The sequence below is a fragment of the Magnetospirillum sp. UT-4 genome (assembly GCF_902729435.1).
Taxonomy (GTDB): domain Bacteria; phylum Pseudomonadota; class Alphaproteobacteria; order Rhodospirillales; family Magnetospirillaceae; genus Magnetospirillum.
The window spans coordinates 102584-117354 of record NZ_CACVCG010000024.1; the positions used below are offsets into that span (position 1 = coordinate 102584).

General features: G+C 69.7%; 10 protein-coding genes and 1 pseudogene. 4 read left to right on the forward strand and 7 right to left on the reverse strand.

What is annotated here, in order from left to right; genetic code table 11:
• The first annotated feature begins 76 nt into the window (after positions 1 to 76).
• Positions 77 to 376, forward strand: a complete 300-nt coding sequence (locus tag MTBUT4_RS01780; RefSeq protein WP_173977945.1) for a hypothetical protein — start codon at positions 77 to 79, stop codon at positions 374 to 376.
• A 51-nt stretch (positions 377 to 427) separates the two neighbouring features.
• Here MTBUT4_RS01780 and MTBUT4_RS01785 read toward each other — a convergent pair whose 3' ends face one another.
• From MTBUT4_RS01785 to MTBUT4_RS01815, 7 genes are all read right to left on the reverse strand, one after another.
• Positions 428 to 1486, reverse strand: a complete 1059-nt coding sequence (locus MTBUT4_RS01785) for a GSU2403 family nucleotidyltransferase fold protein (protein ID WP_173977946.1) — start codon at positions 1484 to 1486, stop codon at positions 428 to 430.
• Positions 1487 to 2018: 532 nt separating this feature from the next.
• Positions 2019 to 2849 (reverse strand): carbohydrate deacetylase, encoded by an 831-nt coding sequence (locus tag MTBUT4_RS01790; protein WP_173977947.1) that lies wholly within the window; start codon positions 2847 to 2849, stop codon positions 2019 to 2021.
• 9 nt (positions 2850 to 2858) lie between these two features.
• Positions 2859 to 3518, reverse strand: a complete 660-nt coding sequence (locus MTBUT4_RS01795) for a hypothetical protein (RefSeq protein WP_173977948.1) — start codon at positions 3516 to 3518, stop codon at positions 2859 to 2861.
• Between the two features lie 10 nt (positions 3519 to 3528).
• Positions 3529 to 4341, reverse strand: coding sequence for a hypothetical protein (locus MTBUT4_RS01800; protein ID WP_173977949.1), 813 nt, complete (start codon positions 4339 to 4341; stop codon positions 3529 to 3531).
• Between the two features lie 8 nt (positions 4342 to 4349).
• Positions 4350 to 4715 (reverse strand): hypothetical protein, encoded by a 366-nt coding sequence (locus MTBUT4_RS01805; protein WP_173977950.1) that lies wholly within the window; start codon positions 4713 to 4715, stop codon positions 4350 to 4352.
• A complete protein-coding gene (locus MTBUT4_RS01810; RefSeq protein ID WP_173977951.1) occupies positions 4702 to 6180 on the reverse strand; it encodes an efflux transporter outer membrane subunit in 1479 nt (492 codons plus the stop codon). The genes MTBUT4_RS01805 and MTBUT4_RS01810 overlap by 14 nt, the downstream gene beginning before the upstream one ends.
• A gap of 25 nt (positions 6181 to 6205) precedes the next feature.
• Positions 6206 to 7948 carry a LuxR C-terminal-related transcriptional regulator gene (locus MTBUT4_RS01815; RefSeq protein ID WP_173977952.1) on the reverse strand — a complete coding sequence of 581 codons (1743 nt, stop codon included), beginning with the start codon at positions 7946 to 7948 and terminating at the stop codon, positions 6206 to 6208.
• A gap of 360 nt (positions 7949 to 8308) precedes the next feature.
• On the opposite strand from MTBUT4_RS01815, the gene MTBUT4_RS01820 reads away from it, so the two are divergent.
• The 3 genes and pseudogenes from MTBUT4_RS01820 to MTBUT4_RS19235 all read left to right on the forward strand — a co-directional run.
• Positions 8309 to 12193 (forward strand): peptidase domain-containing ABC transporter, encoded by a 3885-nt coding sequence (locus MTBUT4_RS01820; RefSeq protein ID WP_173977953.1) that lies wholly within the window; start codon positions 8309 to 8311, stop codon positions 12191 to 12193.
• Positions 12193 to 13584, forward strand: coding sequence for an HlyD family type I secretion periplasmic adaptor subunit (locus MTBUT4_RS01825; RefSeq protein WP_173977954.1), 1392 nt, complete (start codon positions 12193 to 12195; stop codon positions 13582 to 13584). The genes MTBUT4_RS01820 and MTBUT4_RS01825 overlap by 1 nt, the downstream gene beginning before the upstream one ends.
• A 156-nt stretch (positions 13585 to 13740) precedes the next feature.
• Positions 13741 to 14771: pseudogene (locus MTBUT4_RS19235) on the forward strand (hypothetical protein); the annotation flags it as partial.

A 14771-nucleotide genomic window follows, 5' to 3' on the forward strand; every position in this document is an offset into this window, starting at 1 on the left:
CTCGAATCCATCCGTGCGTTCATCTCCCGCCGGGCCGGTGCCGTCGGCAAAACCCTGTCCGAAATCAAGGATACCCGTGTCCCGGCCGCCTCGGTTCTCTGATATCCAGAAGATCGCCTACGATATCGCGACCAGGACGTTGGAGCGGCCGGGAACGGCGGGTCTCGCCGCCGCCTTGGTCACCGAGGCCGCCGATGCCTTCTTCGCCCATGTGTGCGACAGCGTTGGCAACCTGCGCCAAAAGGCCGCCGCCGTCGCCTGCGGGCCGGGCTGCGCCTCGTGCTGCCATCAGGTGGTTGGTCTGACGGTGGCGGAGGGGACGCGGTTGACCACGTTGGTCGAGTGGCTGGCGATGTCGCCGGAATTGCAGGCTTAGCGCGGCGGACGACAGAGAGGTGAACGCGCGCGGCTGAACCTTAAGGGGTGTTCAGGTCCACCCCAGATCAGCGGCAAGTGCGCGCAAGGGCTGCGCCGTGCCCGGTTCCAGGCCTTCGAGCCCGCTCAAGGCTGTGTGGCGCCATTTTGGTCCGCGCTTCAACAATTCCTCCCAGACGTCCTCCAACTCACCGCGCCGGTCGGTCAGCAGGACCGGCAGCATCGCCTGGGCCTGGGCAAGGTCCTTGCGTGCCTTCGAGCCCTCGCCCCGGGCGGCGCGACGCTGGGAGACGATCAGCTTGTGGCAGGCAAAGCGGGCGGGAGTGGGAATGCGCACCAGGACGCCGGCATCCCACAGCAGGGCGGCGGTTTCGGTCTCGTAGATCAGGTAGTCGAGGAAACGGAGCGGCTTCGCCCGGCCGCAAAGGGCGGGCAGTTCCTGCAGGGCGTCGTCGTCCGGGCCGACCAGGGGACTGAGAAGCTCCACCCGCATCTCGTCGCCGGGCAGTCGCCACTCGGCATGCCCCTGGCGCGGATCCAGCCGCCCGACCGGTTCGAAGCGCTGATCGATTTCGCCCAGCAACTCGTCGATCGGCCGCTCAAGGCGATCGTCCACGGCCAGGGAAACGGTGGAGAACTGGGCGATGTCGATGTCGCCGGTGACACCGGCCTGCTCGGCCAGCCTCACCCCCAGCAAGGCGTCGTAGCATCGGAACGCGTGCGTGCCGACAAGGACGGCGCGGAGTCGGAAGGCGCCCGCGTTGGCAAGGCGCTCGAGGAGCCGTCCGGTCAGGGCGTCAGGCCGGTTGTAACCAGCCTCGCCGAGCATGCGGACCAGTTCGCGGTTGCGCCGACGGCCGCTGCGGTAATCTTCCTGCTGCCGTTTCGCGGCATCGACCTGGCCGCGCACCTCGTCACTGTCGGGGCCCAGGTAGCGGTGCCGTGATCGGCCGCCCTCCTTGACCGCGTGGTACCAGTAGCGGCGCCCCTTCACCTCCTTCGTGATGAAAGAGCCGCCCTCGGCAATGAATGGGGCAAAGGCGCCAGCGCGCAACCGGTCGAGCAGTTGCGAATAGACCGCCTGGGTGGGAACATCGAAGCGCACGGGCATGGCAATCGCGAGGGATGGCGGCAACCAGGAACCAGAATGCCGGTTAGTAACCCGAAATGCAAGCCGGGTTACTAACTGCCAGGGGCGCGATCTTGGCCGGGGCCAATAGGAAATACCGGCTTCTTCAGCCGCCGGTGCCATCCTCCGCCGTCCGCCCCAGCAAGCGATCCGCTTCCTCGCAGGTCAGGTCCGTCACCTGCCCGGAGCATCCGGGGAGAGATATCCGGGGAAATTTCAAGGTGACCGCGACCTCCGGTCCATCCAAGGCGAAGGAAGGCGCCTGCCACCCGCGTGCCGCAGTCAGCGTTCGAGGGGCCACTACCTCAGGAAGCCCACACCCCGGAAAGCCTGCACGACAGTCAGACCGACTTCGCCCGGTGCAGTGGTCACGATCTCGCCGGCGCCGTGCATGCCCAGGGGCAGAAGCAGCCGGTACCCTCCAACGCTGCGTCCTGGAAGGGCGTCCTTCCCGTGATGTGCTTTTTGCTCCGGCGACGTCGGTGGCGCAATCGCCGCGATGCCGGCGCCCGGATCAGCCGGAGAGCGCGGCGAAGGTGGCGAGTTGGATGCCGCGCGCCGCCAGGGTGGCGGCCAGTCCGGGTCTGGTCAGGTCGTCCAGTTCGGCGGCGCGGGCGTCGCAATAGCTGCTGACGGCGCGCAGCGCGTCGTCGCACCGGCCGGGATGGCACATGGCCTCGACCACCGCGCCCTCGGGCAGCAGGCGGACCAGCGCGTCGCCCACCGTGCGGCCGCTGCCCAGGCGGTTGGAGACCAGGCCGGCGGGATGGGGGATGGCGGCCCATGACTCGGCCAGGGCATTGATGGCCGCCGCCGAGGCCGGGTCGCCCAGCCCCAACTGCGCCTCGCCGCCCTTCAGGCCGCGCGGATCGCGCACCGGCACTCCCAGCTCGGCGGCCAGGTCCAGCATCACAGCCAGCGGCTTGGGATGGCCGTAGGACAGGTGGTGGTGGCTGTCCAGGTGGTCGGGGGCCTGACCGGCGGCGGCCATGAACTCGTCGGCCTGGGCCCGCCATTCGTCGCGCAACTGGTCGATGTCGATGGCGTCCCAGCGCGCCCCGCTCCAGTCGTTCAGGCGGGCGAAGCTTCCGTCGGGGCGCAGCAGCGAGGCCACCCGCGCCGCCGGGCGTACCGGTCCACCGGCGCTGGCCACCAGGTGCAGCCCCAGCCCCAGCGACGGACTCTCCTGCCGGGCGCGCGCCAGCTCGGCCCGGGCGGGCGGGAAATTGATCATCGCCGTGGTCGAGGTGACGTGTCCGGCGGCGTGCGCCTGGCGGATGCCGGCCGACACCCCGGCGGTCAGTCCGTAATCGTCGGCGTTGACGATCAGGAAGCGGGAGGCCATCAACGCCCGCTAGTTCCTCGGCGGCTGCGGGCGCCAGCCATCGATGGTCACCAGTTGCGCCTTGACGTGGGTGAGCGGCATGCGGGCGACGTAGTCGCGTCCGTGTTGCATGCGGAAGCGCACCCGCAACCCCTCCTCCGGCGCGGTGCGCAGCATGTCCTCGGTGACCTGGGCGCTGATCTCGTCGTCGTGGTCGCAGCCGATCCAGATGAAGGGGGAGCAGACCCCCACGTCCATCTGGGCGACGCCCAGCGGCACCGGAATTATCCGCTCCTGGCGCTCGGCGCCGGACTCGTTCGTGACGGTCCGTTCCTCCTGGGCGGCGACCCAGTAGTCGATGCCCGAACCGGTCCAGTGCCAGCGCAGGTCGACCCAGTGGGTGACGGCGCCGCTGGCCTTGTCCATCTCCGACCGCAGGCGGTAGCCGCCGCGCGCCACCTCGGGGAAATCGGGGCGCAGCAGGGCCGGGCCGTAGAACACCAGCTTGCCGCGCACCAGGTCGTCGCGGACCATCACAATGTCCTGCCGCGGCAGCACCTTGCCGGACTCCTCGAACACCTCGGTGCGGGGGCGGCGTTCGTCATGGGTGCACCCGGCCACCGAAACCGCCGCCACGACGGTAGCGGCGACGGCCAGCAGGGGGCGGAAGCGGAAGGGGGTGCGTGACATGGCGTGCTCCTTACTCGGCCGGCGCGCTGCCGCCGATGGCCATTTTCACCTGACCGTCCGGGGCGGTGGTGACCCGGCCGAGCGACTTGACGCGGCGGGGCGAATGGACCGATCCGGCGATCGGGGTGATGGCCCCGTTGACGCGCGGCGGCGTGAACGTGACATCGAAGGTCGGCAGCATCACGTAACCCGGCCGGTCGGGCGGGCGCGGCAGGGTGGCGTAGAACTCGACGAAGCTGGCGGGATCGCCAGCCAGCCGCGCCGGCGGCGGCGCCGGGAAGCGCAGCGAGCCGATCTCGACGCGGCGGCCGCTCTGGTGGTCGTGCATGGACAGGTCCAGCCATTGGCCCGGCAGCGGGCTGGCGATGCGGGATTCCATGCGGAAGGTGTAGCGCCCCGAGGTCCAGGCATAGGGCAGGCGAACTCCGGTGAAATCGCCCTCGCGGCTTTCGGCGTGGGTCTGGGCCTCGGACCAGCCGCCCGCCACCGGGCGGGCGTCGTCGGCGGTCACCGCGCCCCAGCGCGAGAAGACGATGCCCTTGCCCACGGTCCGGCCGGTGGCCGACTGGTGCAGGTCGGTCTGCAGCCCGAAATAGAAGATGCTGTCGCCGAGGGTGCCGCGGAACGGGGCGATGTAGACCGAATCGCCCTGCTTCAACCCGGGCGAGATGGTGACGTCCACCGCCAGCGTGCGGAAATCGGCGACGGGCGGATAGCTGTAGATGTAGTTCCAGGCGGTCGATGCCGCGGGGCCGGCCGCCGCCAGCCACGCCAGCACGGCGCAGGCAGCGGGAAGAATGGGGCGGAGGAAGCGGTGCCGCATGGTCGGCCCTAGGGCAGGCATCGGTAGCGGAAGGCGTGCGCGCCCTCCGGCCAGACGCCCGGATGGACGCCGGGCACCGGCTCGAATTTGTCGGAGCAGCGCCCCTCCACCACCACCTCGGCCGCCCGCCGGGCCAGCGCGCGCTCCAGCCTGGGGGTGCCCGGCGCCGGCACGCCGCTCCACAGCGGCGCCTCGGTCACCGTCAGCTCGATCTCGTCGGGCTGCAGGCGGATCCACGACACCGTGGTCTCGCGGCCGTCGATGATGACCTGGCGATAGGTGCTGTGGCGCCAGTGGGTCTCGGTGCACGAAGCGGTGGCAAGGGTGGCGAGGGCCGCCAGGACCATGGCCCGGAAGGAATCAGCCCTTGGCATCGGAATTCTCCTTGGCGCCGTCGCTGGCCGGTGCCGGCTGGGCCGCGGCACGCGGCGGAATGTCCTCGTCCTCGAGCCCGCCGCCCAGCGCCTTGTACAGCGACACCGCCGCGGTCAGGCGCGACAGCCGGGCCTGGACCTCCAGATCCTCGGCGTCGTAGAGGGTTCGTTCGGTGTCGAGCACCGTCAGATAGTCGATGACGCCGATGGTGAACGAGCGCTCGCTGAGGCGGCGCGCCTCGCGCGCGAACTTGACCCGCTCGGTCGAGGAGACGTTGCGGTCGTGGGCGTAATGGACCGTCGCCAGGGCATCCTCTACATCGCGCAGCGACGAGAAGATGGTCTTGCGGTAGGTCTCCACCAGTTCGGCGAAGCGCGCCTCGTAATAGGCGATCTCGGCATCGGTCTTGCCGTTGTCGAACAGCGTCTGGGCCAGGCTGGCGCCGATGCTCCAGTACAGGCTGGCCGGCGAGAGCACGTTGAGCAGGGCGCTGCTGCCGTAGCCGCGTTCGCCGGTCAGCTCCAGCGAGGGAAACAGCTTGGCGCGGGCCATGTTGATGTTGGCGTTGGCCGAGACCAGATCCGATTCCGCCTTGCGCACGTCGGGACGGCGCAACAGCAGCTCGGACGGGATGCCGGGGCGGATATCGGGGATGGCCAGGCCCGCCAGCGGCTTGCACGACAGCGCGAACTCGCCCGGGGCGCGGCCCAGCAGCACGGCCAGGCGGTTGAACTGCTGCTCGCGCCCCAATTGCAGGATGGCGCGGGTGGCCTCGGCCTGGGCCATGATCGCCGCCTGCTGCGCCACCTCGAGGTCGCTGCCCTCGCCCAGGTCGCGGCGACGCTTCACCTTGTCCATCACCCGCGACATGTTCTGGACGTTGTTGTTGTAGACCACGACCCGGTCGCAGAACTGCAGGAAGGTGAAGTAGGTGGTGGCGACGTCGGCGACCAGGGTCATGGCCACCGTCTCGCGGTCGAACGCGCTGGCCTGGGCGGTGGCCAGGGCGGCCTCCATGGCCGACTTGTTCTTGCCCCACAGGTCGATCTCGTAGCTGGCCTGGAGCCCGACCTGGAAGGTCCGGCCCGAGCGCTCGGAGGTCGTGGTGGTGCTGCCGATGCCGCCCTTGGGGGCGCTGGCGTCGGCCTGGGCGCTGGCCTTCAGTTGCGGCAGCAGGGTGCCGGCCTCGATGCCGGCACGGGCCTCGGCCTGGGCGATGCGATGGATGGCGGCGCGGACGTCCTGGTTGTTGGTCAGGGCGTCCTCGATCAGGGCGTCCAGTTCGGGCGACTGGAACTGCGTCCACCACCGGGTCGGCGGCGAGTGCAGCGCCATGTCGTTGGCGCCGGCGCGGTAGGTTCCGGGCAGCGGCGTCTGCGGCCGCACATAGTCGGGTCCGACCGTGCATGACGCCGCGAAGGTACACAGCAGCGCCGCGTGGGCCCCTCGGGCAAGGACAGGCATGGAAAGGCGCACCCCTCGTTCTCCCTCAAATGGCCAGGGCCGCCGCCTTCCAGGCATCGGAGCCCGGGCGGTCGGCCAGCATGACGCAACGCAGGACCTCGCGCACCAGGGGATGGGCGAAGCGGATGATGCCATCGCCGTCGCGCGACAGCACCCCCGCCTCCATCACCTTGGCGAGCTCCTGTTCAAAAGTCGATGGTTCCCGGTAGGTCCGGACCCGCAGCATGCCCTCGGAAATGGCGTCGCAGCGGGCGGCCTGGCGCAGCAGGGTCCGGTCGAGGCCGCGCCCGTCGAGGCGGGACAGCACCAGGGCGATCAGGCTGAGCGGCGGCAGCCGCGCCATGTCCGCGCGGTGCGGCAGGGTGGCGGCCGAGCGCAGCAGTTCCACCGCGAACAGGGGCACGCCCTGGGCCAGGTCGGCGATGGCGGCCCGGTCGTCGGGGTCCATGGCCGCGCCCCCGCGCGCGTCGATCAGGGCGGCCATGTCGGCGGGAGACAGGCGGCCAAGGCGCAGCCGGGGCTGCCAGGTCAGCCCGGCAAGGGCCGGGTGGCGCAGACGGCGCCCGGCGGCCACCAGCAGCACCGGCGCCGAATCGGCCAGGGCCGCCGCCTCGGCCAGGATGGCGGCGTCGCCGTCGCCGGCGTCGTGGACATCGTCGATGAACAGGGCCAACGGCCCCTTCTCCAAGCCGCGCCGCACCCCGGCCAGAGCCTCGCGCGGACCCGGATTGGCGAGCGGCCGGCCCTTGCGGCGGCCGATGGCGGCCAGGGTGGCGGCGATGCCGCCGCCGCCGCACCGCGCCGTGGCCCAGCCCACATGGCCGGGCAAGGCCTGCTGGGCCAGGGCGGCCCCCAAGGTGGTCTTCCCCATCCCCGCCTCGGCCTCGACCAGGGCGCGCATGCCGATTGCGGCGCCGGCAGCGGCGGCCATGGCCCGGCGCAAGGTCTCCATCTCCGCGGCGCGGCCGACCATGGGCCTGGGCCGCGCGGCGGCGGCCGGACGCCAGGGCGGCGCGCCGGTCAGCGGCACCGCTCCGTCATCGTCGGCGGGATCGTCCACCCGGCCGGCGAAGGCGGCCAGCCGCCGATAGGCGACGTCGCTCAGCAGCGTGCCGGGGGCGGCCGCGTCGCGCAGGCCGCGGGCACGGGCGATGGTGCGGCCGGCCACGCTTTCGCCGGTCCAGCCGCCGTGAACGTGCATGCTCGCGACCAGGAAGCCGGCTGCCAGTCCGGCCTGGACCGCCATCCCGGCCGCGTCCATGGCGGCGGCGATGTCGCGGGCGGCGGCCAGGGCATGCAGGCTGTCGGCCTCGCCGACGCGGTGCAGGCCGAAGATGATGTCGATACCGCTGCCCGGCAGCGCGACGGTGGTCCAGTCATGGTCGGCGACGACGGCGGTGACATGCCGGTTCAGCATCCGCCATCCATCCGGGCCGCCGGTGGCGGCGATGCTGAGGACACAGGCCGGGCGCAGTTCGACGAGGCTGTCCTCGGCCGGGGCGCTGAGGAGCGAGGCGGTGGACGGATAGGGATGCCAGTCGACATCATACCCATGCGAGATGGCGGCGGCCCGCGAGGTGACGTTCAGCTTTCGGAACAGGGCGACCACATGCTGCTTCACCGTGCCGAGGCCGATGCCCAGTTCGGTGGCAATGGCCTTGTTGCCCTTGCCCGCCTGCAGAAGGGCGAGAATCTCGTGCTGGCGGCCGGTAAGCCCGGCGGCCGCCGGATCGGCATTGGTGGTGTGTTTCTTGGGCCTGGGGGGCATTGGCCGAATTCCGAGTCGTCAGCGGGCCGAGACGGGGAACGGCGCCCCCGACCGGCGGGCCACCGCCAACGCCGTCATCACCGTCGCGACTCTCGATTCAGTAGCAAAAAACTCATTGACAACTATAATAAAGGTCATGGCGCCATCCAAACCCCAGTCCGCCGGAAAACTATGACCAAGCGGTCAATGGGTTACAAGTCTTCCTGCAAGTGCAACTGTGCCAAAATGTGACACCCGATTGGCCCTGCTTGCAAATTCCTGCCACTTGACCTTACCGTCCGACGGGATAGGGTGAATGCCTGATGCGGCCGGATCGGCCGTCGCCATGTGGCAAATCCCAGGGTATGGGCGGGGTTTTGAATGTCTGCTGCCAAGGACGAGGCCGCCCAGTACAAGGCGGCGATCGACTTCTTCAAGCTTTCGGACATCGGCAAGTTGTTTCCGGAGCTGGGGCTTGCCTCGACCGTCATCAACGTGCTGATGCTGGCGGTTCCGGTGATGATCCTGCAGGTCTACGACCGCATCATTCCCCACCAGTCGCAAGCCACGCTCGGCCTTCTGGTCGTCGGCGTCGTCATCGCCCTGGCCATCGAGACGGCGGTGCGGCTGGGCCGCAACTACGTCACCGGCTGGCTCGGCTCGGCCTTCGACCACCGGCTGTCCTGCGAGGCGTTCAAGCGCCTGCTGCGGTCGCCGCTGCCGGCGTTCGAGCGCGAGGGGCCGACCGTCCTGATGGAGCGCCTGCGCGCCAGCGCCATGGTGCGCGAGTTCTATTCCGGCCAGGCGCTGCTCTCGTTGTTCGACCTGCCCTTCGTCATCGTCTACGTCTTCCTGATCTTCCTGCTCGGCGGCTGGCTGGTAATGGTTCCACTGGTGATGATCGCGCTGTTCAGCGTCGTCGCCTTCTACAATGGCCGCCAGGTTCGCAAGGACATCCTGCGCCGGTCCGACTTCGACGAGCGCCGCTTCAGCTTCCTGGCCGAGGCGCTGACCGGCATCCATTCGGTCAAGAGCATGTCGATGGAAGAGATGATGCAGCGCCGCTACGAGATGCTGCAGGATGTCAACGTCGATCGCAGCCAGGAAAGCACCAAGCATTCCGTGCTGGCACTGAACATCGCGGCGCTGTTCTCGCAGCTTTCCACCGTCGCGGTGGTCGGATTCGGGGTGGTGCTGGTGGTCGAAGGCAGGATGACCCCCGGCGCCCTGGCCGCCTGCATCCTGCTGGCCGGCCGCAGCCTGGGCCCGATGCAGTCGGTCCTCGGCACCTGGGTGCGGTTCCAGGGGTTCGCCGTCGCCCGCCAGCAGATCGAGAAGCTGTTCGAGATGGGCGGGCAGGAAGCCGTGCGTCCCGACCTTCCCGTCGGCGAGGGCGGCATCGTGCTGGAGAACGTGACCCTGGCCTACAAGGGGGCGCCGCAGCCGATCCTGGACGGCGCCTCGCTGGAGATCAAGCCGGGCGAGTGCATCGCCATCCAGGGCGACAACGGCAGCGGCAAGACCTCGGTGCTGAGCCTGATCGCCGGCCTGCTGCCGGCGAATGCCGGGCGGGTGCTGGTGGACGGCCACGATCTCGCCGCCTATTCGCCGTCCAGCGTGGCCCGGCGCATCGGCTACCTGCCGCAGCAGGGCGTGCTGATCGACGGCACCATCCTCGAGAACATCACCATGTTCAACCCGGCGCTGGAGGATTCCGCCTTCGAGGTGGCCGAGCTGCTCGGCCTCGACCGGGTGGTGGCGGGAATGCGGCTGGGCTACGACACCCCCGTCGGCAACAGCGCCTCGGAAGCCATGCCGGCCGGCATCAAGCAGCGTGTCGCCATCGCCCGCGCCCTGGTCCACAATCCCGACATCGTCCTGTTCGACGAGGCCAACATCGCCATCGATTCCGCCGGCGACGAGCTGTTGCGCCAGTATCTGGTCGGCCTGAAGGGGCGCAAGACCATGGTGCTGGTCACCCACCGGCCGTCCCTGGTCAAGATGGCGGACCGGGTGTTGAATCTGGTCGATGGCAAGATCGTCGACAAGCCGCCGGAGAATGCCGGGGCGCTGCCGGGGCCGGGGGCCGGCAAGCCGGGGGCCGCGGCGTCGGCCGGCACTGCCGGCACCGCTCTGGCGGTGATCGACCGGCCGCAGCCGGACGAGCGCATGACCGCCACCGTGCTGGGCCGTTTCCCGGTGCTGTCGGACCTCACGCTGTGCCTTCCGACGCTGCTCAAGGCGATGGACTGGAAAGGCTCGCCGCGCCAGCTGGCCGAGGCCCTGCCCCACTTCGCCCAGTCGCTCGACCTTGCCGGGCTGCGCCGGGTGCTGGCGAACCTCAACTACTCCTGTCACACCTTCACGCTGCGGCTGAACGAACTCGACCCCCGCATCCTGCCATGCCTGTTCCTGCCCGAGGACGGCGACGCCCTGGTACTGGTGCGCTACGAGCCGGGCAAGGGTTACTTCGCCTTCAACGGCCGCAAGCTGGAAACCGAATACCTGCTGCCGGAGGGCATTCGCGGCGAGGCGCACGTCTTCCGCGCCGTCGAGGCCCAGCCGGTGGACGACGGCAGCAGCTGGATGGGCCGCATCCTCGAACGCTTCCGCCCGGCCATCTGGGTCACCCTGGTGCTGACCATCGTGCTCAACCTGTTCATCCTGGTGCCGCCGCTGTTCGTGATGACGGTGTTCAACCGCATCATTCCCAGCGGCGACCTGGGGCTGGTGCCGTTCCTGGTCCTCGGACTGCTGATCGCGCTGGGCGCCGACTGGGTGCTGCGCGGACTGCGCGCCAGTCTGCTGGCCTATATCGGCGCACGCGCCGAGTTCCTGATCGGCAGCGCCATCTTCCGCCGCATCATGGGGCTGCCCGCCTGGGCGACCGAGCAGGTCACCGTGGGCAGCCAGATGTCGCGCATCAAGGATTTCGAATCCCTGCGCGAGATGTTCCTGGGCACCATCGCGCTGGTGTTCTACGAACTGCCCGCGGCGCTGGTCTTCGTCATCGTGCTCGGCATCATCGAGCCATGGCTGCTGGCGGTGCTGGCGCTGTCCATCGCCACCTACGCCATGCTGGCGCTGATCAGCCAGCCGAAACTGACGGCGGTGACCGGCAAGGCCTCGCGGGCCGGCACCGTGCGCCAGGAATTCCTCACCGACGCCCTGGCCAAGATGCGCGCCATCCGCCAGGCCGGCGCCGAGTCGCGCTGGTTCGAGCGCTTCCGCCTGTTGTCGGGCAAGGCGGTGGCGGCGGAGTTCTCGTCGCAGCAGCTCAATTCCAGCCTGGCCACCCTGTCCCAGGCCATCGGGCAACTGACCGCCCTGACCGCGCTGGTGGCGTGCATCGTCCAGGTCTTCGCCGGCTCGGTCGGGTCCGGCGTCGTCATGGCCGCGATGATGATCATCTGGCGCCTGATCACCCCGCTGCAGACCGCCTTCGTGTCGCTGACCACGCTCTACCGCGCCGGCGCCAGCATCCGCCAGATCGACAACCTGATGCGCCTCAAGGCCGAGCGCGACGGCTCGGCGCCGCGCCAGGCCATGCGGCGGTTCCAGGGGGAGCTGCAATTCGCCCGCGTCTCCTTCCGCTACGCCAACGATGCCGACCCCGCCCTGCTGGGCGTCAGCCTCAAGGTCGAGCCGAAGCGGGTGGTGGCGATCGCCGGTCCCAACGGCGCCGGCAAGTCGACCCTGCTGAAGCTGGTCACCGGCCTCTATTCGCCCCAGGCCGGCAGCGTGCGCATCGACAACGTCGATATCCGCCAGATGGACCCGTCCGACCTGCGCGCCCTGGTGTCCTACGCCCCGCAGCGGTGCGACGTGTTCTTCGGCACCATCGCCCAGAACCTGCGTCTCGGCCATCCCACCGCCAGCGACGACGAGTTGCGCTGGGCGGCGAAGATGGCCGGGTTGTACGACGACATCATGGCGTCGCCCGAGGGGTTCAACGCCAAGATCTCCGATGGCCAGGGCGAACAATTGCCCAACGGGTTCCGCCAGCGTCTTTCCCTTGCCCGCGCCTATCTCAAGCCGGCCCCGCTGATGCTGTTCGACGAGCCCGGCAACGGCCTGGACTTCGAGGGCGACCTGATCTTCCAGGCGGCCCTGGCCGAACTGCGCAAGACCTCGACCATCCTCATCGTCACCCACCGGCCCAGCCACCTCCGCCTCGCCGACGCGGTGGTGTACATGGAAGAGGGCTACGTGCGCGAGGTCGGCACCTTCGATGACCTGAAAACCTTGATCATGGGCAACCTGTGATGACCAGCGAAATCGCCTCGCCTCCCCCCCCTGCCGCCGCCGAAGCCCCGGCACCCGGCAACGCCCTCGTCATCGTGCGGGGCGGACGCCAGCGCAAGCTGTTGTCCGAGCCCATCCTGTTCGAGGAGGCAAGCCTGCCGGCCTTCGTCCGAGCCGGCCTGCTGACCGCCGCCGGGTTCCTGGTGCTGTTCCTGATCTGGGCCTCCATCGTCCATATCGACGAGATCGCGGCGGCGCCCGGCCAGGTCATCCCCACCGGCTCGGTCAAGGTGGTGCAGCATCTCGAAGGCGGCAGCGTCGCCGAGATCCTGGTCAGCGAGGGACAGGAGGTGGCGGAGGGCGCCGTGCTCATCCGCATGGACACCACCGACGCCATGTCCGAGCACAAGCAGATGCTGGCCCGCTATTACGGGCTGCTGCTGCGCGCCGAGCGGCTGAAGGCGGTGCGCGAGAACCGCAAGCCCGACTTCGCCTCGGTCACCACCGATTTTCCCGACCTCGCCCTCGACCAGGAGCGGCTGTGGCACGGCCAGATCGCCGCGCGCAAGAGCGCCCTCGAAGTGATCGACAGCCAGGTCGATCAGAAGCGGCGCGAGATCAAGCAGCTGAAGGACGCCCTGAACATCGCCCACCAGCAGCTGAAACTTGCCGGCGACCAGACCGACATCCGCCAGCAGGCGGCGGACAGCGGCGTGGTGTCGCGCCAGACCTACCTGGAGACGGCCCGCGCCAAGGTGGCCGCCCAGGGCGAAGTCGCCCGCCTGACCGAACAGATCCAGGTCAACACCGACGCCCTGGCCGAGGCGGTGCGTCGCCGCGCCAGCCTGGACGCCACCCAGGAGCAGGACACCCTGTCCGAACTCGGCTCGGTCGCCGGCGAGGCGGAGCAGGTCAAGAACGCCCTGACCAAGCTGCTGGACCGCGTCCAGCGCACCGACGTGCGGGCGCCGGTTTCGGGCCGGGTGCAGGACCTCAAGGTCAATACCGTCGGCGAGGTGGTGCCGGCCGGCGGGACGCTGATGCGGGTGGTGCCCTCCAACGCCGTGCTGGAGGCCGAGGTTCGCATCGCCACCGCCGATGTCGGCCACGTCGCCCCGGGCCAGCCGGTCAAGGTCAAGGTTTCCAGCTATGACTACAACCGGTACGGAATGCTGCCGGGAACCGTGAAGAAGGTCTCGCCCACCACCTACACCAGCGAGACCGACAAGACCCCCTATTACCGCGGCATCGTCGAGATCAGCCGCCCCTACATGGGTCCGGGCGAGAACCAGAACCTGGTGCTGCCCGGCATGTCGGTCGAGGCCGACATCGTCACCGGCAACAAGGTCCTGATCGAATACCTGTTCAAGCCGGTCTTCGTTTCGCTGAAATCCTCATTCCACGAGCGGTGAGGACGCGGGCTGTGCGCAATCTGATTTAAGCGGACTTACCCGGCCGAATTACTCCTCAGGGGTCAGTTCGGCGGCTAACCCCTGGCCCGGTTGGGCATGGTGCGCAAGGGGGTTAACATCAAAGGGTAGGGAACTCTCTGTTATTGGGGACGGAATATGGCTGACGAAAACAACCAGGGCGACGGCGCGCAGCTGAGCAACGACCAGAAGCTGGATGCCCAGATCCTGGACGACCTCACCGTCCTGCAGCAGAACGACCTCAACCAGGAAGACGACGCCGTCGAGCATTCCGAGGAGAACAGCTCGACCACCGACAATTCCGACCTCTCGAACCTGCAGATGGGTGACCGCCAGCAGCAGCTGGTCGCCGCGGCGGAAGCCGAAGGCGCGGCGCGCGTGGGCAGCGGCGCTGAAATCGTCGCCGACCCCTTCGGCGCCGGTGCCGACATTGCCGCCATCGAGATCGGCACCACCGGCGCGCAGGCCCCCATCCCGCCGACCGACGTCCCGCCCGGCGATTTCGCCGCCCGCCTGCCCGACCCGCCGCCGCCGGCGCCGGACCGCGAGGAGCGCTTCCCCGAGAACCGCCCCGAGCCGCAGCCCGCCGAGGACGAAGACGAGGAAGAGGACGACCAGGTCGCCGCAGCCCCGCCCGCCCCGCCGCCGGCCGACCCGGAACCGACTCCCGAGCCCACGCCGGAGCCGACCCCCGAGCCGACTCCTGAGCCCACGCCGGAACCGACCCCGGAACCGACGCCTGAGCCGACGCCGGAGCCGACGCCGGAGCCGACCCCGGAACCGACGCCCGAGCCCACGCCGGAACCGACCCCGGAGCCGACCCCGGAGCCGACGCCGGAGCCCACGCCGGAACCGACCCCGGAGCCGACGCCCGAGCCGACCCCGGAACCGACGCCGGCCGACCCGGAACCGACTCCCGAACCCACGCCGGAACCGACGCCCGAGCCCACGCCCGAGCCGACGCCTGAGCCGACTCCCGAGCCCACGCCGGAGCCGACCCCGGAGCCGACCCCCGAGCCGACGCCGGAACCGACTCCCGAGCCCACGCCCGAACCGACCCCGGAGCCCACGCCGGAGCCGACGCCCGAACCGACCCCGGAACCGACCCCGGAGCCCACGCCGGAGCCCACGCCCGAGCCGACCCCGGAGCCCACGCCTGAGCCCACCCC

Bases quoted from the DNA above. Each gene is read 5' to 3' on its own strand.
- MTBUT4_RS01825 (WP_173977954.1), top strand. From the start codon at position 12,193: ATGACCAGCGAAATCGCCTCGCCTCCCCCCCCTGCCGCCGCCGAAGCC.
- MTBUT4_RS01800 (WP_173977949.1), bottom strand. From the start codon at position 4,341: ATGCGGCACCGCTTCCTCCGCCCCATTCTTCCCGCTGCCTGCGCCGTG.
- MTBUT4_RS01805 (WP_173977950.1), bottom strand. From the start codon at position 4,715: ATGCCAAGGGCTGATTCCTTCCGGGCCATGGTCCTGGCGGCCCTCGCC.
- MTBUT4_RS01810 (WP_173977951.1), bottom strand. From the start codon at position 6,180: ATGCCTGTCCTTGCCCGAGGGGCCCACGCGGCGCTGCTGTGTACCTTC.
- MTBUT4_RS01790 (WP_173977947.1), bottom strand. From the start codon at position 2,849: ATGGCCTCCCGCTTCCTGATCGTCAACGCCGACGATTACGGACTGACC.
- MTBUT4_RS01785 (WP_173977946.1), bottom strand. From the start codon at position 1,486: ATGCCCGTGCGCTTCGATGTTCCCACCCAGGCGGTCTATTCGCAACTG.
- MTBUT4_RS01815 (WP_173977952.1), bottom strand. From the start codon at position 7,948: ATGCCCCCCAGGCCCAAGAAACACACCACCAATGCCGATCCGGCGGCC.
- MTBUT4_RS01795 (WP_173977948.1), bottom strand. From the start codon at position 3,518: ATGTCACGCACCCCCTTCCGCTTCCGCCCCCTGCTGGCCGTCGCCGCT.
- MTBUT4_RS01820 (WP_173977953.1), top strand. From the start codon at position 8,309: ATGTCTGCTGCCAAGGACGAGGCCGCCCAGTACAAGGCGGCGATCGAC.